The organism is Lysobacter terrestris (genome assembly GCF_014489475.1).
GTDB lineage: Bacteria > Pseudomonadota > Gammaproteobacteria > Xanthomonadales > Xanthomonadaceae > Agrilutibacter > Agrilutibacter terrestris.
In genome coordinates, this window is record NZ_CP060820.1 from 1,556,187 (window position 1) to 1,573,907 (window position 17,721).

The 17,721-nt window shown below is 70.1% G+C and carries 17 protein-coding genes; 7 read left to right on the forward strand and 10 right to left on the reverse strand.

Annotated elements, in window-relative coordinates; translation table 11 throughout:
- Window positions 1-31: 31 nt before the first annotated feature.
- The 4 genes from H8B22_RS07330 to H8B22_RS07345 all read right to left on the reverse strand — a co-directional run bounded on the left by H8B22_RS07330 (window position 32) and on the right by H8B22_RS07345 (window position 4,020).
- Entirely contained in the window at window positions 32-1,639 is a 1,608-nt protein-coding gene (locus tag H8B22_RS07330; protein ID WP_187713431.1) for a hypothetical protein, read from the reverse strand.
- 125 nt (window positions 1,640-1,764) lie between these two features.
- Window positions 1,765-2,478: a 2OG-Fe(II) oxygenase gene (locus H8B22_RS07335; RefSeq protein ID WP_187713432.1), complete on the reverse strand. Its 714-nt coding sequence runs from the start codon at window positions 2,476-2,478 to the stop codon at window positions 1,765-1,767.
- 60 nt (window positions 2,479-2,538) lie between these two features.
- Window positions 2,539-3,597, reverse strand: coding sequence for a class 1 fructose-bisphosphatase (locus H8B22_RS07340; protein ID WP_187713433.1), 1,059 nt, complete (start codon window positions 3,595-3,597; stop codon window positions 2,539-2,541).
- A gap of 99 nt (window positions 3,598-3,696) precedes the next feature.
- On the reverse strand, window positions 3,697-4,020 hold the full coding sequence (locus tag H8B22_RS07345; protein WP_187713434.1) for a hypothetical protein: 324 nt from the start codon (window positions 4,018-4,020) through the stop codon (window positions 3,697-3,699).
- Window positions 4,021-4,112: 92 nt separating this feature from the next.
- On the opposite strand from H8B22_RS07345, the gene H8B22_RS07350 reads away from it, so the two are divergent.
- The 4 genes from H8B22_RS07350 to H8B22_RS07365 all read left to right on the forward strand — a co-directional run bounded on the left by H8B22_RS07350 (window position 4,113) and on the right by H8B22_RS07365 (window position 6,919).
- Window positions 4,113-4,256, forward strand: a complete 144-nt coding sequence (locus tag H8B22_RS07350; RefSeq protein WP_187713435.1) for a hypothetical protein — start codon at window positions 4,113-4,115, stop codon at window positions 4,254-4,256.
- 130 nt (window positions 4,257-4,386) lie between these two features.
- Window positions 4,387-4,944 carry a hypothetical protein gene (locus H8B22_RS07355; protein ID WP_208456935.1) on the forward strand — a complete coding sequence of 186 codons (558 nt, stop codon included), beginning with the start codon at window positions 4,387-4,389 and terminating at the stop codon, window positions 4,942-4,944.
- Window positions 4,945-4,947: 3 nt separating this feature from the next.
- Window positions 4,948-6,168, forward strand: a complete 1,221-nt coding sequence (locus H8B22_RS14740) for an NIPSNAP family protein (RefSeq protein ID WP_208456936.1) — start codon at window positions 4,948-4,950, stop codon at window positions 6,166-6,168.
- 58 nt (window positions 6,169-6,226) lie between these two features.
- Window positions 6,227-6,919 (forward strand): helix-turn-helix transcriptional regulator, encoded by a 693-nt coding sequence (locus tag H8B22_RS07365; RefSeq protein WP_187713436.1) that lies wholly within the window; start codon window positions 6,227-6,229, stop codon window positions 6,917-6,919.
- Between the two features lie 277 nt (window positions 6,920-7,196).
- On the opposite strand, the gene pdxR is transcribed toward H8B22_RS07365, so the two are convergent.
- Window positions 7,197-8,690, reverse strand: coding sequence for a MocR-like pyridoxine biosynthesis transcription factor PdxR (gene pdxR / locus H8B22_RS07370; RefSeq protein WP_187713437.1), 1,494 nt, complete (start codon window positions 8,688-8,690; stop codon window positions 7,197-7,199).
- Window positions 8,691-8,856: 166 nt separating this feature from the next.
- Window positions 8,857-10,089 carry an MFS transporter gene (locus H8B22_RS07375; protein WP_225876304.1) on the reverse strand — a complete coding sequence of 411 codons (1,233 nt, stop codon included), beginning with the start codon at window positions 10,087-10,089 and terminating at the stop codon, window positions 8,857-8,859.
- A 97-nt stretch (window positions 10,090-10,186) separates the two neighbouring features.
- Between H8B22_RS07375 and H8B22_RS07380 the strand changes: the two genes are divergently transcribed.
- On the forward strand, window positions 10,187-11,095 hold the full coding sequence (locus H8B22_RS07380; RefSeq protein WP_187713438.1) for a LysR family transcriptional regulator: 909 nt from the start codon (window positions 10,187-10,189) through the stop codon (window positions 11,093-11,095).
- 55 nt (window positions 11,096-11,150) lie between these two features.
- Here the strand turns inward: H8B22_RS07380 and H8B22_RS07385 are convergent, their stop codons facing one another.
- The 3 genes from H8B22_RS07385 to ligD are packed head-to-tail and all read right to left on the reverse strand — an operon-like array spanning window position 11,151 to window position 15,681.
- Window positions 11,151-11,984: a tetratricopeptide repeat protein gene (locus H8B22_RS07385; RefSeq protein WP_187713439.1), complete on the reverse strand. Its 834-nt coding sequence runs from the start codon at window positions 11,982-11,984 to the stop codon at window positions 11,151-11,153.
- 8 nt (window positions 11,985-11,992) lie between these two features.
- Window positions 11,993-12,904, reverse strand: coding sequence for a non-homologous end joining protein Ku (gene ku, locus H8B22_RS07390; RefSeq protein WP_187713440.1), 912 nt, complete (start codon window positions 12,902-12,904; stop codon window positions 11,993-11,995).
- A gap of 53 nt (window positions 12,905-12,957) precedes the next feature.
- A complete protein-coding gene (gene ligD, locus H8B22_RS07395) occupies window positions 12,958-15,681 on the reverse strand; it encodes a DNA ligase D (protein WP_187713441.1) in 2,724 nt (907 codons plus the stop codon).
- A gap of 35 nt (window positions 15,682-15,716) precedes the next feature.
- On the opposite strand from ligD, the gene H8B22_RS07400 reads away from it, so the two are divergent.
- The gene (locus tag H8B22_RS07400) at window positions 15,717-16,442 is read left to right on the forward strand and encodes a DUF72 domain-containing protein (protein ID WP_187713442.1); all 726 of its coding nucleotides are present in this window, start codon (window positions 15,717-15,719) and stop codon (window positions 16,440-16,442) included.
- Window positions 16,439-17,113, forward strand: coding sequence for an alpha/beta hydrolase family protein (locus H8B22_RS07405; protein WP_187713443.1), 675 nt, complete (start codon window positions 16,439-16,441; stop codon window positions 17,111-17,113). The genes H8B22_RS07400 and H8B22_RS07405 overlap by 4 nt, the downstream gene beginning before the upstream one ends.
- A gap of 48 nt (window positions 17,114-17,161) precedes the next feature.
- Here H8B22_RS07405 and H8B22_RS07410 read toward each other — a convergent pair whose 3' ends face one another.
- Window positions 17,162-17,701, reverse strand: coding sequence for a hypothetical protein (locus tag H8B22_RS07410; RefSeq protein ID WP_187713444.1), 540 nt, complete (start codon window positions 17,699-17,701; stop codon window positions 17,162-17,164).
- Window positions 17,702-17,721 lie beyond the last annotated feature (20 nt).

Consider the following 17,721-nt stretch of genomic DNA (forward strand, 5'->3'; position numbering starts at 1 on the left):
GGCGCCGCGCGGCGAGTACCGCGCGCCGGCATCAGCGCCGGTGGCCTACGAATCTGCGCGCATGCGCGAGTTCGCCGCGCTCCGATGCCGCATCGGCCTGGGCGAGCAGGCGCGCATAGGCGGCCTTCGCCGCGCGGCGATCGCCCGCGCGCTCGGCGGCCTGCGCGACGCCGTACAGGCTGTGCAGGCGGTTGGGATCGTTCACCAGCGACTGCGCGAAGACGGCGCGGGCCTGCGCCGGTTGCTCCAGTTGCAGCAGCAGGTCGCCGAGCATCTCGCGCACCGGCAACACCCGGCCCGGCATCATGATGTGCTCCTCGGTGCGGTCCTCGCGATCGGCCGTCTCGCGCATGAGCTGCAACGCCTCGTCGTTGCGACCCTCGGCGCGGGCGATCCATGCGGAAATCGCGCCGGCCTGGATGTCGGCCTGCTCGATCCAGTAGGCCTTCTTCTGCGCGACCATCGCGGCACGCAACGCGGCCAGGCGCGCGAGTTCCACCTTCGCGGCCGCCGCATCGCCGCTGCGCGCCGCGCCCAGGCCGCGCGCGTACGCGTTCACCGCCTCGCCTTCGGGGAACGGACTCCAGTTGAACTGCGCCGGCGTGGGATGCAGCGCGAGCGTCGCGGCCGTCTTCCAGTCGCCGCGTTCGAGCGCGTAGCGCGCCGGAATCGCCGCGCCGGCGTAGGCGATCTGTCGCGTTTCCTCGTTCGGCTTCGTGGTGTCGACGAATTCGACCCAGCGCCGCGCCTCCGCATCGCGGGCGAGCTGCAGCGAGGCGTACACCAGGTAATCGGTGGCATGGTAGACGTCGCGATCGCTGTGGGACGCCGCGCGCGAACGCGTGTTGGTGGCGATGGAATCCTGCCAGCGGCCCACGCGCGAGAAGATGTGCGAGGGCATGTGCAGCGCATGCGGCGAATCCGGCGCGATCGCGGCGTAGCGTTCGGCCGCGGCCACGCCCTGCGCGGCGATCGCGGGGAAGTCGTAGGCGTGGATCAGGAAGTGCGCGATGCCCGGGTGGTTGGGCTGCCTGGGAAACAGCGGCTCGAGCAGCTTCGCGCTGCGCAGCTGTTGCGCATAGGTCTGGTCGTTGCGGTCGGCGGTGACCTGCAACCAGAACGCGTACAGGATCGTCGCTTCGGTGTCGTCGGGGTAGCGGGCGTGGAGCTGGGCGAGGGCGTTCTCGTAGGCCTTCGCGCGCTGTGCGAACGGCATGCTGGCGTGGTCCTTGAACACCAGTGCCACCGCGTCGATGTAGTCGCGTTCGCGCGGCGTGCGGCCGCCGAGGCGCTTCGCCTGCTGCACCGCGTCCCAGCCCTGCTGCTCCTGCTTCGGCGTCGGCGGCGAGCCCAGGGCGTTGTCGATGCTGGCGACCGCCTTGGCCCAGTACGCCATCGCGCAGGTCGGGTCGGCCGCGAGCACGTCCGCGATGGCGCGGTCGATTTCTTCCCAGTAGAACGAGTACAGCAGCGCGACCGTGGTGTTGAACTTTTCCTGCGCGGCCGGCGTGCACGACACCGGGAAGTTCACGTCGCCCAGCGCGGCCGCACCGTGGTGGTCGTGTTCCTGCGCACGGGCCTGGCCGAGACCCAGGCCGGTGGCGACGACGGCGGACAGGACCGGAAGCAACACCTTCATGTCGGGCTCCTTGCGCAGGGACGGTCGGACGCGGCAAACACACTGGCCAACGCAAGAGTAGCCGCGCCGCGGACACTCCCGCTACCGCGCCAACGGGCCCTGCCGTGGCGTGCCGTAGCGGGCGCTCAGCCCTTGCCGAACAGCGCTTCCGCGCGCTGGAACAGGATCCAGCTGGTCGCGATGAACTTGTCGCCGCCGTGCGGGCGGTTGCCGCGGTGCGTGTGGGTGAACGCGGCCGGCGCGATCAGCAGCGAACCGGTGCGCGGCGTGATCTTGCGCTGCTGGTAGAGGAACTCGGTTTCGCCCTCGGCGAAGCCGTCGTTGAGGTAGATCGTCCACAGCAGGTGGCGGTGCAGCGTGTCGGCGCCGGGATCGCGCGGGTACAGCTCGCAGTGCCAATAGGGATAACCGCCGCGGCCGCCGGTGTAGCGCTGCAGGTTGATCGCGCCGGGGCGCAGCACGGTCTGCACGATCGGCGTAAGCGCCGCGTCGTCCATGGCCTGCAGGCGTTCGGCGGTGAGGCGGTGGCGGCTGCCGTCCGCGCCGGGGATTTCCAGCATCAGCGGCGCGATCAGCGTGTGCGGGTAGCGGCGCAGGTAGGCGAGCAGGCCGCGGAACACCGCCTGGTTGAGCTGCGCCTCGGCGTCGCGCCATTCCGGCTTGCCGGCGAGGGAGATGTCGCGGCTGTCCTTCAGCTCGGGCAAGACGCCGCCGCCGACGCGGCCGGGCTCGTCGGCCTTGCTCGCGCCGAAGCGCTCGACCAGCGCCGCGCAGGCCTCGCGCGACAGCGCGTCGTCGTAGACCTCGATGAAGTCGGCGATGGCTTCGTTCGTGCTCATGTGGCGTGGCGTCGGCGTGGCAGGCGGGAAGCGCGGTCAAGCACTTCCCGCGTGCATGGCTCAGGCGGTCGCGGCGACGTCGGCGTGCGCGGCGTCGTGCTCGCGGTGGTAGCGCGTCGCGACTTCGACTTCCTGCTTCGAGCCGAGGAACACCGGCACGCGCATGTGCAGGCCGGTCGGCTGCACTTCCAGCATGCGCACGCGGCCGGTGGTCGCCGCGCCGCCGGCCTGTTCGACCAGGAAGCTCATCGGATTGGCTTCGTACATCAGGCGCAGCTTGCCGCCCTTGGGTGCGCACTTGCTGTCGAGCGGATAGCTGAAGATGCCGCCGCGGGTGAGGATGCGGTGCACGTCGGCCACCATCGAGGCGACCCAGCGCATGTTGAAGTCCTTGCCGCGCGGGCCTTCCTTGCCGGTGAGCAGGTCGCCGACGTAGTGCTGCATCGGCGCTTCCCAGAAGCGCTGGTTGGACATGTTGACCGCGAATTCCTTGGTCTCTTCCGGAATCTGCATGCCGCGCGTGGTCAGCACGAAGGAACCGACCTCGCGGTCCAGGGTGAACGCGTGCGTGCCGTGGCCGACGGTGAGCACGAGCATGGTGCTCGGGCCGTAGGTGCAGTAGCCGGCGGCGACCTGCGCGGTACCTGGCTGCAGGAAGTGCTCGTCGCCCGGCGTGGTCACGCCATCGGGGCAACGCAACACCGAGAAGATCGTGCCGACCGAGATGTTGACGTCGATGTTGGACGAGCCGTCGAGCGGATCGAACATCAGCAGGTAGTTGCCGCGCGGATAGACGTCGGGGATCGCCTGGCTGTGGTCCATTTCTTCCGAGGCGAGGCCGGCGAGGTGGCCGCCCCAGGCGTTGGCTTCGAGCAGGATCTCGTTGCTGAGCACGTCGAGCTTCTTCTGCGCCTCGCCCTGGATGTTCATGCTGGCCACGCCGGGGCTGCCGGCGTCGCCGAGCACGCCGCCCAGCGCGCCCTTGCCGACCGCGATCGAGATGGTCTTGCAGGCGCGGGCGACCACTTCGATCAGCAGGCGCAGTTCGGCGTTGATGTGGCCGGCGCGCTCTTCCTCGATCAGGAAGCGGGTCAGGGAAATGGAGCTGGAACTGGACATGGCGGGCGGGCAGGGTGGCGGCGGAAGGGCCGCCATTGTCGCCGATGCACGGCCGCGCCGCCCGCGAACAGCACCGGGCGGCCGAAGGGAGGGCGGAACTCAGGCGACCTTGCGGGTCGCGCGCGCCGCGTGCCGGTGCACCACCGCGGCCAGGCTCTGCCGCGCCATGGTCAGCATCAGCAGCGGGGCGGCCGGATCGGCCGCGGTCAACACGCGCCGCGCGGCGTCGAGCACGTCGTTGACCATCTGCCCGGTGTCGGGGCCGAGCAGGATGCGCAGGCCGCGCGAGGCGCCGTCCAGGTGGCGTTCGGCATCCGGGCCGCAACCGCGGCCGGCGCGACGCACGACCAGCAGCATCGCCGCATCGAGGCGCGCGAGCGCTTGCAGCAGTTCGTCGGCGGTAGCGGGCGTGGAAGTGTTCATGCGGATCAGTCTCGGCGCGGGGCGTCGCAACAGCTGAGATGCCACCCCTCAGTACGCATTCGGGTGCGGGTGGCGGACAGGGAGCAGCGTGCGTGCGGCGCGGTGGGTGGGTGGTGAAGGCGAGCGCCGGGCCGCGCGTTGCGTTCAGGTTCGGCGTCGATCGCGTGTCGATCCGCCTGCTGGCAACGCGCACGCCGAGCGCGCGCCTGGCACGCAAGCTGCCGCGCGCCTGCTGACAACAGGCTGGCAGCAGGACCGGCGCAGGCTGCAGTTCCCAAGCAGGAGCCGTGCCATGTCGCCCGACCGGATGTTGTCAGCCTTACGTTGCGGCGTTGTTGCCGGACGCGTTCGCACGGCGGTGGCGTGATGGCCAGCCGCCGCGATTTCCTCGCCGGTGCCGCCACGCTGGCCGCGGCGCTGCCGGCCGCGTCGCTGCTCGCCGCCACTGCGCCCGCGCGTGGCGACGCCGACGACGGCCGCCACGATTTCGATTTCTTCCACGGCTGCTGGCAGGTGCACAACCGTCGCCTCACGCAGCGCAATGCGGGCCCCGCCGAGTGGCGCGAATTCCCGGCCACGCTCGATTGCCGCCCGTTGCTCGGCGGGCTCGGCAACATCGACGAGTACCGCAGCGCCGAGGTGCAGGGCCTGACCCTGCGCCTGTTCGATCCGCAACAACGGCGCTGGAGCGACCGCTGGGCGAGCGCACGCGACGGCCTGCTCGGCTTGCCGGCCTACGGGTCCTTCCGCGACGGCGTCGGCCGCTTCGTCGGCGAGGACCGCGACGACGGCGGTCGCATCCTGTCGCGCGCGCTGTGGACCGACATCGGTCCGAATGCGTTCGTGTGGGAACAGGCCGCCTCGCGCGACGACGGCGCGAGCTGGGACACCAACTGGATCATGCGCATCACGCGCGCGGAGTAGGCGATGGACACGAACCCCCGGCGCGATGGCCGCCACGATTTCGACTTCATCCACGGGCGCTGGCGCGTGCAGAACGAACGCCTGCAGCAGCGCCTGACCGGCAGCGACACATGGGAGGTGTTCGTCGCCCACGACGAATGTCGGCCGCTGCTCGGCGGCATCGGCAACCTGGAGGAATTCCACAGCGACTGGAACGGCGGCTTCGAAGGCCTCGCGCTGCGCCTGTACGACGTCGCCGCGAACGAATGGCGCATCCACTGGGCCAGCGATCGTGGCGGCGTGCTGGAGCCGGCGGTGAGCGGGCGCTTCGACGCGGGCGTGGGCACGTTCCTCGGCCACGACACGCACGCCGGGCAGCCGGTGCGCGTGCGCTTCCGCTGGGAGCACACCAGCGCGAACACGGCGCACTGGCAGCAGGCGTTTTCCGCCGACGACGGCGCGAGCTGGGAGACCAACTGGCACATGTGGTTCCGTCGCCTCGACGACGCGGGCCGCCTGCGGCACGAGGACCACGTGCTGGAGCTGCGCCAGTACACGTTGCACCCCGGCCAGCGCGACGTGCTGGTGGAGCTGTTCGAGCGCGAATTCGTCGAGACGCAGGAAGCGGTCGGCATGCACGTGCTCGGCACCTTCCGCGACCTCGACGCGCCGGACCGCTTCGTCTGGCTGCGCAGCTTCCCCTCGATGGCCGCGCGCGCGGACGCGCTGCAGGCGTTCTATGGCGGCCCGGTGTGGCAACAGCATCGCGCGGCCGCCAACGCCACCATGATCGACAGCGACAACGTGCTGCTGCTGCAGCCGGCGGAGGCGAACGCGGGCACGACCACGGCGACGCCGCCGCGCCCTGCGCCGGGCGCAGCGGTTCCGGCCGGCGCGTGGTGCCTGGGCACCTGCGCGTTGACGCAGCCCGCGCAGGACGGCTTCGCCGCCCGCTTCGAACGCGAGCTGGCGCCGCGCCTGCAGGCGCACGGCGCGCGCATCGTCGCCCGCTATGTCACCGACGCGAGCGCGAACACCTTCCCGCGCCTGCCGGTGCGCGAGGGCGAACGCGTGTTCGTGTGGCTGGCGCGCTTCGACGACGTGGCCGCGCTGGATGCGCACCTGCACGCGTTGCGTGGCGATGCCGGGTGGCGCGACGCGCTGGCGTCGGCGTTGCTGGACGAACTGCGCGAACCACCGGAGTTGCGCCGCTTGCTGCCGACCGCGCGTTCGGAACTGCGCTGAGCGCGGCGTGCAGCGGCCGCGACTTTGAATTGACGCGGAGTCGACGCCATCATGCCGCATGCGCCGCGCCGACCGCCTGTTCCTGCTGATCCATGCCCTGCGCGGCCGCCGTTCGGCGATCACCGCGCAGCAGCTCGCGCAGACCCTGCAGGTCTCGCTGCGCACGGTCTACCGTGACGTCGCCGACCTGCAGCTGTCGGGCGTGCCGATCGAGGGCGAAGCCGGCGTCGGCTACATGCTGCGCAAGGGCGCCGACATCCCGCCGCTGATGTTCAACGAGGACGAGCTCGAAGCCCTGGTGGTCGGCACGCGTTTCGTCCGTGCCTTCGGCGGCGAGCGCCTGGGCCGTGGCGCCACCGCGGCGTTGCTGAAGATCGAAGCGGTGCTGCCCGACGCCTTGCGCGAGCGCAGCCGCCGCACCCGCATCTTCGCCCCGCAGGTCGCGGGCCGCATCGAGAACAGCGGCCTGATCGACGCGCTGCACGCGGCAATCGAACGCCGCCAGGTGCTGCGCCTGGACTACCGCGACGGTCACGGTGCGGTCAGCGCGCGCGAGGTGGAACCGCTCGCGCTCGCCTTCTGGGGCGGCACCTGGACGCTGGGTGCGTGGTGCCGGTTGCGCGGCGACTTCCGCAGCTTCCGCCCGGACCGGATCGCGGCGCACGCGCCCAGCGGCGAGATCTTCGCCGACGATCCGGCGCGCAACCTCGACGCCTACCTGCGCGCGGTGGGTACGCGCAGTACGGGATAGCGCGCGCAGTGAAGAAGCATTCCTTCTCCCCGCTTGGCGGGGAGAAGGTCGAAGCGGCGGCAGCCGCTGAGGGCAGGGCGGATGAGGGGCGTGCGCAGCGAGCTGCTCCTTTGTCGCGTCCGTCACGTCCCCTCACCTTGCGTTGCTGGGCGCAACGCGGTCCCTCGCTATGCCCCGGCCCTTGCACGCAGCGCAAGGGCGTTCAGTCGGGCGTGCGCCAGTGGCGCACAAGCGCCCGCCTTCACCCCGCACGCGGGGCGAGGGAGCCGTTGGCCCTTCACCACGAACTGCGCGCCAGGTACAACGCCGGACGCTTGCGCTCGCCCTCGCTGCGGCGCGGGAACAGCGCCAGGCACCGCGCGAACAACGCCACTGCATCGCGGATCTCGCCCGGTGACATCGCGCTGTAGCCCATGATCAGGCCGGTGCGGTCCGGCGGCTGCAGGTAGCAGGGCGCGATCGAATACAGCGCGAGCTTGCGCTCGGCGGCGGCGCGGACCAGCGCCTCGCCTTCGCTGGCCGGCATGTCGCGCACCCAGGCGACCAGGTGCATGCCAGCGTGCGAGTCGGTGATGTCGAGACGGTCGCCGCAGTGTTCCGCGAGCAGCGTGCGCAGCAGCCGGCGGCGTTCGGCGAGCTTGCGCGTCACTTGGCGCAGGTGGCGTTCGTAGCCGCCGGCGCTGATGAAATTGGCCAGCGCGGCCTGGTCCAGCGGTGGGCAGGCGAAGTCGTCGGTCCACTTCGCCGCGAGCAGGTCGTCCTTCAGCCCCGCCGGCATGATCACGTAGCCCAGGCGCAGCGCCGGGAACAGGGTCTTGGAGAAGCTGCCGATGTAGAGCACGCGGCCGTCGCGGTCGAGTTCCTGCAGCGCCCGCACCGGCTGCTGGTCGTGGCGGAATTCGCCGTCGTAGTCGTCCTCGACGATCCAGCCGGAACCCATCCGCGCGTATTCGAGCAGGGCGAGGCGGCGTTCGTGCGAGAGCACCGCGCCGGTCGGGAACTGGTGCGAGGGGGTGACGTAGGTCAGCTTCGCCGCCGGATCGGGCAGGCGCTCGACCTGCAGGCCGTCGGCGTCGACGGGCACGCCGGTCAGGCGCGCGCCGTGCACCTGCAGGAGCGTGCGCGCGGCGAAGTAATGCGGCTCTTCCAGCGCCACTTCGTCGCCCGGATCGAGCAGAACGCGCGCGATCAGCGCCAGCGCCTGCTGGGTGCCGCCGACGATCAGTACGTCGTCGGCGTTGCAGGCCACGCCGCGGCTGCGGCCGACGTGGCGCGCCACCGCCTCGCGCAAGGCCGGCAGTCCCTGGATGCGCGGATAGCCGGGCTGCACGTACGGCGCGGCGCGCGCGAGTTCGCGTACCCATTGCGCGGTCAGCGCGGTGTTCACCATCGGCACGCCGAACTGGAACGCGTGGCGCATGCCCGGCGGGCGCCGGCCGGGGATGTCGTCGAGCGCGCAGTACGCGCGCGTGCGCCGGCTGAAATCGGACTGGGCGACGACCGCGCGGCGCGGCGGCGGCGGCCGCACCGGCGCGGTCCACGGCGACGTCACGTAGCTGCCCGAGCCCACGCGCCCGGCGATGAAGCCCTCGGTGCGCAGGTGCTCGTAGGCGGCGACCACGGTGGTGCGCGAGAGCTGCAGGTCGTACGCCAGCTCGCGGCTGGACGGCAGCCGGGTGCCATTGCCGAGCCGGCCGGCGGCCATGGCCTCGCGCAGGGCGCGGGCCAATTGCAGGTACAGCGGTCCATCTCCGTCGAGAACCAGGTCCATTCGCGCCTCCTGGCGGCATTGGACCGCGGGAAGCGGTCCATTGGCAGTCCATTTCCGCGCGCAACGGCCGGACCACCGCGGGCCGCTGCCGACATCCTAGTCCGGTGCCACGCCGGGGTGCGGCTCGCGCCGGCGTACCGCCCGTTCCGGTTCGCGTTTACCTGCGTCAGTCGGCGCTGCAGGTCGCGAGCACCGGTGCGCGTTCACTGCGCGCTTGCAGACGCACGCTCCACAGCACGATCGCCAGGCCGCCAACCGTCAGCAGCGCCGCGGTCCACGGAATCGCGCCGAGACCGAGGCCGTGGGTGATCACCGCGCCGCCCAGCCACGCACCGATGGCGTTGCCGAGGTTGAAGGCGGCGATGTTGAAACTGGAGGCGAGGCTCTCGCCCGCGCCCCGTGCCTGCTGCAGCACGCGCAGCTGCAACGGCGCGACGGTGGCGAACGCGGCGGCGCCGAGCAGGCCGGTGAACAGCACCGCGGCGACCTGGCTGTGCACGGCGAAGGTCATCGCGCCGAGCACGAGCGCGAGCAGCGTGAGCGAGCCGACCAACGCCGGCAGCAGGCGGCGATCGGCGAGTTTCCCGCCGATCAGGTTGCCCGCGATCATGCCGACGCCGAACACCAGCAGGATCGGCGACACCGCGCTCTCGCTGAAACCGCTGATGCGGGTGAGCAGCGGCTGGATGTAGGTGAACACCGCGAACACGCCGGCGTAGCCGAGCACCGTCGCCGCCAGGCCGAGCAGCACCTGCGGCCGCGCGAGCACCTGTACTTCCTCGCGCAGCGCGATGCCGCGGCGATCGCCGCGGTCGGCCGGCACCAGCGTCGCGATCACCACGGTGGCGATCACGCCGATCAGTGCGACGGCCCAGAACGTCGCGCGCCAGCCGAAGTGCAAACCGAGCCAGGCGCCCGCCGGCACGCCGAGCAGCGTCGCCACGGTGAGGCCGGTGAACATGATCGAGATCGCCGAGGCCTTGCGGTCGGCGGCGACCAGGCCGGTCGCGACGACCGCGCCGATGCCGAAGAACGTGCCGTGCGCGAGCGAGGTGAGCACGCGCGCCGCCATCAGCACCGTGTAGTTCGGCGCCAGCGCACAGGCGAGGTTGCCGAGGGTGAAGATCAGCATCAGCGCGACCAGCGCCGCCTTGCGCGGCAGCTTCGCGGTCGCGGCGGTGAGCAGCGGCGCGCCGACGAACACGCCCAGCGCATAACCGGAGATCAGCAGGCCGGCGGCCGCGATCGTTACCTTGAGGTCGGCCGCGACCTGTAGCAGCAGGCCCATGATCACGAACTCGGTGGTGCCGATGCCGAAGGCGCCGACGGTCAGCGCGTACAACGCCAGGGGCAGGCGGCCGGATGCGGCGGCCGGGGAAGCAGTGCGGGCGAGGTGCACGGGCAGCCTCCTTGGGAGAAGGCGGGCAGTCTGATCCGTTGCGCCTTCGCCAGAAACCGGGCATATCTGCAAACACTTTCAATTTTCAATTGAAAATATGGACCGGCTCGGCGACATCGCCCTGTTCCTGCGCGTGCTCGACCTGGGCTCGATCAGCGCGGCCGCACGCAGCCTCGACCTGTCGGTCGCGGTGGCCAGCCAGCGCCTGAAGCGGCTGGAGCGTGACCTCGGCGTGCGCCTGCTGCACCGGACCACCCGCCAGCTGCACCCCACCGCCGAAGGCCTGCTGCTGGCCGAGCAGGGCCGCGTGCTGGTCGAGGACCTGGAGTCGCTGGCCGATGGCCTGCGCAAGGCCGGCAGCGGCGTCGCCGGCACGCTGCGGGTGACGATGTCCTCGACCTTCGGCCGCCTGTACGTCTCGCCGCTGCTGCCCGAGTTCCTCGCCCTGCACCCGGGCGTGCGGGTCAGCGTCGACCTCAACGACCAGAAGGTCGACCTGGTCAGCGCCGGCATGGACCTGGGCATCCGCATCGGCGCGCTGGACGATTCGAGCCTGGTGGCGCGGCGCATCGCCGGCAACCAGCGCGTGCTGTGCGCCTCGCCCGAGTACCTGCGCGCGCACGGGGAACCGCAGGTGCCCGCGGACCTCGCCCGCCACGACTGCCTGCTGCTGGTCGGCGCGCAGGGCCGCAACGACGTGTGGCGGCTGCAGGACGGCGGCCACGAAGTCGCCGTGCGCGTGCAGGGCCGGCTCGAGGCCAACCAGGGCGAACTGCTGCGCGACGCCGCCGTCGCCGGCTTGGGCATCGCCCTGCATTCGACCTGGCACGTCAACGGCGACCTGCGCGCGGGCCGCCTGCGCGTGGTGCTGCCGGGCTACCCGCTTGCCGACACCGGCATCCACGCGGTCATGCCGCAACGGCGGCTGGTGCCGCCGCGCGTGCGCGCCTTCGTCGATTTCCTCGCGCAGAAGCTGGGCGGCGTGCCGCCGTGGGAGCGCAGGTAGGCGCAGGCAGGGCCGCAACGACTCGAACGCGTCGCGACGTGTTCCGTTCGATGAATTACTGCTGCTTGGTCAGCCGTCGGTACTGCGACATGTGCCGCAGTGCCTGGCGTGCCTCGCCCTGTTCCTCGTAGAGCAGGGCGAGGTTGTAGTGCGCATCAGCGAGTTCGGGATCGACGCGCAACGCATTCTCGTATTCGGCGATCGCCTCGTCGGCGCGGTCCATGTCGTCGAGCAGCACGCCCAGGTTGAAGTGGAGCAGGGCGGCATCGCCGCGGTCGGAATAGTTGCGTTCCGAGCGGACGATGGCGAACGCGTCGCGGTAGGTGCGTTCGGCGTCGTCGTGGTGTTCCAGTTCGTGCAGCAGGCGGCCGAGGTTGATGCGCGCGTCCAGCCGCAGTGGATCGGCGGCGACGGCGCGTTCGTAGGCGTCCAGCGCGTGTTCGGCGTTGCTGCGTTCCAGCGCGGCCAGCCGCGCGGTGTCGGCCGGTGCAGGCGCTTCCGCCGCCGCTTCGATCACCCGCAGCGTGCCGTGTTCCGGGTCGCCCTCGAACGCGAGCAGGTACTGGCCGGTTTCCGCCAGCCAGTGGCGGCTGCCTTCGCGCACCACCACGTGGTCGGCGACCGCGCCGATGCTCAGTCCCGACAGCGGCATTTCCTCCGGCAGGCGGCTGCGCAGCTCGCGCAGGGCGCGCAGGATGCGCCGGTGCGGGATCTTCGCCGCGGCCAGTGCGCGCGCGGTGCGCAGCACGATCAGGTCGCGGAAGGAGAAGCGCAGCGCATTGCGCGGGCCGCGCTGCGGGGTGACGAAACCGGCGGCGACGAGGGAACGGATCGTGGCGCGCGACAGCCGTAGCAGCTTCTCGACCTCGCTCACGCCGTAGGAATGCATGCGCTGGCCTACTTGGTTCGTTTGGCGGCCTTGCGCTTCGGCGCCGGCGCCGCGGCGTCCTCGACGTCGAGCGCGGCGACGCGCTTGGCCGGCTTGCGCGCGGCCTTGGTCGCGGCCGCGCCCTTGCTTGCAGGCGCAGCGCCGCCGCCCTTCTTCTCCAGGCTCGCGCGCAGCGCTTCCATCAGGTCGATGATCTGCGCGCCGCCTTCGGGTTCCGCGGCCAGGGTGATCTGCTCGCCCTCGACCTTCTGCTGCACCGCCGCCTCGATGCGCGCGGCGACGTCGTCCTTGTACTGCGTCGGATCGAAGGTCTCCGCGCTCTGCGAATCGATCAGCTGCTGCGCCAGCTTCAGCTCGGCCGGCTTGACCTCGGTGCGCGGGATGTCGAGGTCGTTGATCGAACGCACCTCGTTGTCATACAGCAGCTGCTGCATCACCAGGCCGTCCTCGACCGGGCGGATCATCACGATGTAACTCTTGCCGCGCGTGGCCCAGTGCCCGATCGCGCAGCGCCCGGCTTCGCGCAGCGCCTTGGCGAACAGCGCGTACGGCTTGGCGCCGCCCTTGTCCGGCGCGAGGTAGTAGGCCTTGTCGAAGTACACCGGGTCGATCGCCGCGATCGGCACGAACTCGACGATGTCCGCGCTGTGCGTGCCCACTTCCTCCAGCGCCTTCAGCTCGTCCGGCGCGAACATCACGTACTGGTCCTTGGCGAACTCGTAGCCCTTGACGATCTCGTCGCGCTCGATCGGGATGTTCTCGCGCGCGCACATGGTCTGGTAGCGCACGCGCGAGCCGCACTTCTTGTGCAGCAGGTTGAAGGAGATGCCGCCCTTGGACTCGGTCGCGGTGTACAGCTTCACCGGAATGGCGACCAGGCCGAACGAGACGGTGAGTGACGCGATCGAACGTGCAGCCATGACTGCCTCCGAAGCTTCTGTCGCGTCATCCCGGGCGTAGCGGGGGATGACGGCTAGCGTTGCAGTGCCTTCGCCAGATCCTGCTTGCGTGCCAGGGCGTCGCTCCAGCGATCCCCCGTGCGTGACAGGCGCTTTATAACACCGGGCATGCGGAAGTCGAGTGGGTGCGCGGAGGCCAGTTCGTCCCACGTCAACGGCATCGACACCGGTGCCGCGGGCTCGCCACGCGGGGAGTAGGCGACGTTCAAGGTCTTGCCGCGCACGTTCATGTTGTGGTCCATGAAAATCTTTCCACTACGTTTAGGGATGCTCCACTCCATGGTGATGTCCTTGGGGCGTTGCCGCAGCAGGTGCCGGCTGACCAGTTCGGACACGTGGCGGGCCGCATCGAAGTCGATCGTGCGCATGATCGGGACAAAAACATGCAGGCCGGTCTTGCCCGAGGTCTTCACGATCGGCTCCAGTCCCATGCCCAGCAGCAGCTCGCGCAGGGCGAACGCGATCTCCTTGCCCTTCTCGAAGGCCACGGTATTGAGCTCGGGTTCGGCGCCCTTGGCCTCCTTCCCCGAATAGATGTACGGGTCGATGTCGAACACCACGTAGTCGGGGTAGTTGAGCACCGAGGCTTCCAGCGCCTCGAGCGAACTGGCGTAGTCGGTCGATTGCGACACGCAGTCCGCGCCGACCTGCGCGCGCGAATGCCAGACGTGGAATTCCAGCGTGCCCGACTGCGCCAGCCACAGCAGCGTCGGCAGGTTGTTGCACAGCAGGTACTCGTGCTGCTCGTCCTTGCTGCCGGAGAACACGGTGACCGCCTCGACGAAGCCCGGGCGCGCCTGTTCCCAGTGCTTCTGGAAGAAGCGCTGGCCGCGGATGCCGTCGGGCATGCGGATCATGGTCAGCGGCCGGTCGGCAAGGTGCGGCAGCATCAGCGGCGACACCTGGGCGAGGTAGCGCAGCAGGTCGCGCTTGCTGAGCGCGGGTTGCTCGATCGCGGCGTCCGCGGGCCAGTACACGCGATCGAGGTTGCTCAGGTGGATGCGGTGCGCGCCGATCGCGAGGTCGAACTGTTTACGCGGTGTGTCGAGTTGCTGCAGGACGGCGTCGATATCGTCGTTGCGCTGCGTGTCCGCGCCGGTGCCGCGTTCCGTGTTCCCTGCAGTATCCGTGTTCGCATGCAGGCGCGGGTGGGGACGCTGCACCGTGCGCGCATCGATGTCGTCGCGCAGGCGCAGGAACACCGGCGCGCGCAGGTGCGCGTCGTCGGTCCATTCGTGGAACTCGACCTCGGCCACCACTTGCGGCTCGACCCAGGTGATCGGTCTGGGCAGGTCGGGCTTCTCGCTGAACGGGTTCTTCGCGCGCTGCAGTGGCTGCAGCCGTTGCAGCAGCGCGTCCAGCGTGCGCGCGTCGAAGCCGGAACCGACGCCCGAAACGAAGCGCAGCACGCCGCCGTCCCAATAGCCGACCAGCACCGCGCCGAGCGCGCCGCGCGAACCCTTGCCGCGCGTGTAGCCGCCGATCACGAACTCCGCGCTCTGCGTCGGCTTCACCTTCAGCCACGCCTTCGAGCGCTTGCCTGCCTCGTAGCGGCTGTCCGCGCGCTTGCCGACCACGCCTTCGAAGCCGCTGGCCAGTGCGGCTGCGAACATCGCCTCGCCATCGGCCGCGACGTGCACCAGCTGCACCTGTTGCGACGGCAGTAGGCATTGCGCGAGGTAGCGGCGGCGCTCGCGGTACGGCCGCGCGCGCAGGTCGATGCCGGCGAAGTGCAGCAGGTCGAAGGCGAAGAACAGCGTCGGCACGCTGCGGTCCGCGGCGGCGATGTCGACCGCGGATTTCAGCTGGAAACGGTTCTGCAGCGCATTGAACGACGGCCGCCCGTCCGCATCGAAGGCGACGATCTCGCCGTCGAGCAGCATCGTGCCGCCGCCGGCCTGTTCGCGCAGCTCCGCGGCCAGGCGCGGAAACGTGGTGGCCAGTTCCAGCCCGCGCCGCGACTTCAACTGCACGCGCTCGCCGTCGATGCAGGCGAGCACGCGGTAGCCGTCGAGCTTGGGTTCCCAGCACCAGCCCTCGCGGGTGAACGCGGCGTCGGTGCTCTCGGTCAGCATCGGCGCGAGCTTCACCGGCAGCGCCGAAGGCTCGCCCGCCGGCACCAGTCGCGAGGCCGGCACGCGCGGCGGCGGCGCCACGAACTTGAGTTCGCGCACGCGCAGGCCCGACAGCACCGAGCGGTCCTGCGCGGTGATGGCGTCATGCGAGACGAAGCGGTCCTTGTGCTTGATCAGCAGCCAGCTCTTCGCTTCCCTGGTGCGCACCAGCGCGTAGGAGCCCTTCAGCTTCTCGCCGCGCAACTGCAGGCTGAGCTTGCCGGCGGCCAGGCCCTCGCGCACGCGGCGTTGCGCCTCGGCGCGGTCGTGGAAACACGTGCCGCCCTCGTCCGGGCTGTACACGCCGCAGTCCCACACGATCACCTCGCCCGCGCCGTACTGCTTGGGCGGGATCACACCCTCGAACGAGGCGTAGTCGTAGGGATGGTTCTCGACGAACACCGCCATGCGCTTGTCGGCGGGATCGGGCGAGGGGCCCTTGGGCACCGCCCAGGAAAAAAGCACGCCATCGCATTCGATGCGGAAGTCGTAATGCAGCCGCGTCGCCGCGTGCTGCTGCACCACGAACAGCAGCGGGCCGCCGGCGTGCGTCGGCTCGGCCGGTGCCGGCTCGGGGGTGGCCTCGAAACGACGCTTGGCGGAGTATTCGCTGAGCTTCGCCATCCGTAATCCACAGGGATGAACAGGAAGGGACGAACATGACAGCACGACGCGTGTGGGCGGGAGCGAGCGGCTATTCCTTCAAGGAATGGAAGGGCAGCTTCTATCCCGACAGGATCAAGCCCGAGGACATGCTCGCCTGGTACGCGCAGCGCCTGCCTACGGTCGAGATCAACAATACCTTCTACCAGATGCCCAAGGCGTCGGTGCTGACGCACTGGGCGGAGGTGGTGCCGGACGGCTTCCGCTTCGCGATCAAGGCGCCGCGGCGGATCACCCACGACGCGCGGCTGAAGGCGGACGCCGCGGCCGACTCCGTCACCTACCTGTACCGCACGCTGGAGACGCTGGGCGACAAGCGCGGGCCGGTGTTGTTCCAGCTGCCGCCGTTCCTGAAGAAGGACCTGCCGCGGCTGCAGGACTTCCTGCAGCTGTTGCCAGACGGGCATCGCGCCGCGTTCGAGTTCCGCAACGCCAGCTGGTTCGACGAGGAGGTGTACACGGCGTTGCGCGCCACCGGCGCCGCGCTGTGCCTGTCCGAACGCGAGGACGACGCGCCGCCGCCGCTGGTCGAAACCGCACCCTGGGGCTACCTGCGCCTGCGGCTGGAGGAGTACACGCCGGCCGATTTCGCGCAGTGGGCGCAGCGCATCGCCGCGACGGCGTGGGGCGATACCTACGCCTACTTCATGCACGAACCGACCGCGCCGGGGTACGCCGATGCGCTGCTGCAAATCGCGACGGAACCCGGAGCGACACCATGAGCAGCGCCCAACCCGTACGCATCCCGATCGATGCGGAGCAGAGCGTGTCCGGCCTGTTGCTGGCGCCAGCGGACGCGCGCGCGGCGTACGTGTTCGCGCACGGGGCCGGCGCGGGCATGGCGCATGCGGTCATGGAGGCCGTGGCGCAGGGCCTGGCGGCGCGCGGGATCGCCACCCTGCGCTACCAGTTCCCCTACATGGAGCGCGCTTCGCGCCGTCCGGACACGCCGCGGGTCGCGCATGCGGCGGTCCGCGCCGCGGTGGCCGCCGCGGGCCGCGTGTGGCCGGAGCTGCCCCTGTTCGCCGGTGGCAAGTCGTTCGGCGCGCGCATGACCTCGCAGGCGCAGGCCGACACGCCGTTGCCGGGTGTGCGCGGGCTGGCGTTCCTCGGTTTCCCGCTACACCCGGCCGGCCAGCCGTCGGACGAACGTGCCGCGCACCTGGCGCAGGTGCAGGTGCCGATGCTGTTCCTGCAAGGCACGCGCGATGAACTGGCGACGCTGGAGTTGCTGCGTCCGGTGGTGGAGCGGTTGGGTACTCGCGCGACGTTGCGTCCGTTCGCCGACGCCGATCATTCCTTCCATGTGCCGGCGCGCAGCGGGCGCAAAGATGCCGAGGTGCTCGGTGAGCTACTGGATGCGATGGCGGGTTGGATCGTGGGTTTGGCCTGACGGCTTATCGCGACGCCACGGTCTGCTTTCGGCCAGAAGCGGACGCCTCTAACGATGTATCGCGAAAGACGCCTTCTGACTGGAAATAGCCAGCAAATAGGCTTCTGCTCGCCCTTGCGAATAGTGGTCGATCAAGACTTGCGCGATGACCAGGGTCAGCAATCCTGCCGAAACGCCATGCAGCCAGCTACGATCCGAAAGCAGGAGCGCCAGCAAGCCGAGCATGGCAACGGCCGCAACCACCCGGCGATAGACGGCGTATTTGCCGATGACCGTGCTGATCCGTTGGCGCTCGGCATGGATGGTGGATGCCTGGTCGGCGGACTGAATGCCTTCCACGATGCCGCTCGATAGTGCGCGGTCGCGCACCAGCAACCCACCCGCTATGCCTGACAGCAGGATCGAGACCGCGAGCACCATCGCGGAGAATCCCGTTGTGAAACTACTGCGCGTCGCAGCCAACAGCCAAATGGCGAGCGCGGCCATCAGGAAGGCGCCCCCGAGGATCAGCAACATCGCGTGGCGCTCGCCGGTGAAGTAGTCCAGCACTGCAGCTTGAAGGTGCAATGTCAGGTTGTTGGAAGGCATGGCCATCGGTTCCTTATTTA

Bases quoted from the DNA above. Each gene is read 5' to 3' on its own strand.
- H8B22_RS07330 (WP_187713431.1), bottom strand. From the start codon at position 1,639: ATGAAGGTGTTGCTTCCGGTCCTGTCCGCCGTCGTCGCCACCGGCCTG.
- H8B22_RS07335 (WP_187713432.1), bottom strand. From the start codon at position 2,478: ATGAGCACGAACGAAGCCATCGCCGACTTCATCGAGGTCTACGACGAC.
- H8B22_RS07340 (WP_187713433.1), bottom strand. From the start codon at position 3,597: ATGTCCAGTTCCAGCTCCATTTCCCTGACCCGCTTCCTGATCGAGGAA.
- H8B22_RS07345 (WP_187713434.1), bottom strand. From the start codon at position 4,020: ATGAACACTTCCACGCCCGCTACCGCCGACGAACTGCTGCAAGCGCTC.
- H8B22_RS07355 (WP_208456935.1), top strand. From the start codon at position 4,387: ATGGCCAGCCGCCGCGATTTCCTCGCCGGTGCCGCCACGCTGGCCGCG.
- H8B22_RS14740 (WP_208456936.1), top strand. From the start codon at position 4,948: ATGGACACGAACCCCCGGCGCGATGGCCGCCACGATTTCGACTTCATC.
- H8B22_RS07365 (WP_187713436.1), top strand. From the start codon at position 6,227: ATGCGCCGCGCCGACCGCCTGTTCCTGCTGATCCATGCCCTGCGCGGC.
- pdxR (WP_187713437.1), bottom strand. From the start codon at position 8,690: ATGGACCTGGTTCTCGACGGAGATGGACCGCTGTACCTGCAATTGGCC.
- H8B22_RS07380 (WP_187713438.1), top strand. From the start codon at position 10,187: ATGGACCGGCTCGGCGACATCGCCCTGTTCCTGCGCGTGCTCGACCTG.
- H8B22_RS07385 (WP_187713439.1), bottom strand. From the start codon at position 11,984: ATGCATTCCTACGGCGTGAGCGAGGTCGAGAAGCTGCTACGGCTGTCG.
- ku (WP_187713440.1), bottom strand. From the start codon at position 12,904: ATGGCTGCACGTTCGATCGCGTCACTCACCGTCTCGTTCGGCCTGGTC.
- ligD (WP_187713441.1), bottom strand. From the start codon at position 15,681: ATGGCGAAGCTCAGCGAATACTCCGCCAAGCGTCGTTTCGAGGCCACC.
- H8B22_RS07400 (WP_187713442.1), top strand. From the start codon at position 15,717: ATGACAGCACGACGCGTGTGGGCGGGAGCGAGCGGCTATTCCTTCAAG.
- H8B22_RS07405 (WP_187713443.1), top strand. From the start codon at position 16,439: ATGAGCAGCGCCCAACCCGTACGCATCCCGATCGATGCGGAGCAGAGC.
- H8B22_RS07410 (WP_187713444.1), bottom strand. From the start codon at position 17,701: ATGCCTTCCAACAACCTGACATTGCACCTTCAAGCTGCAGTGCTGGAC.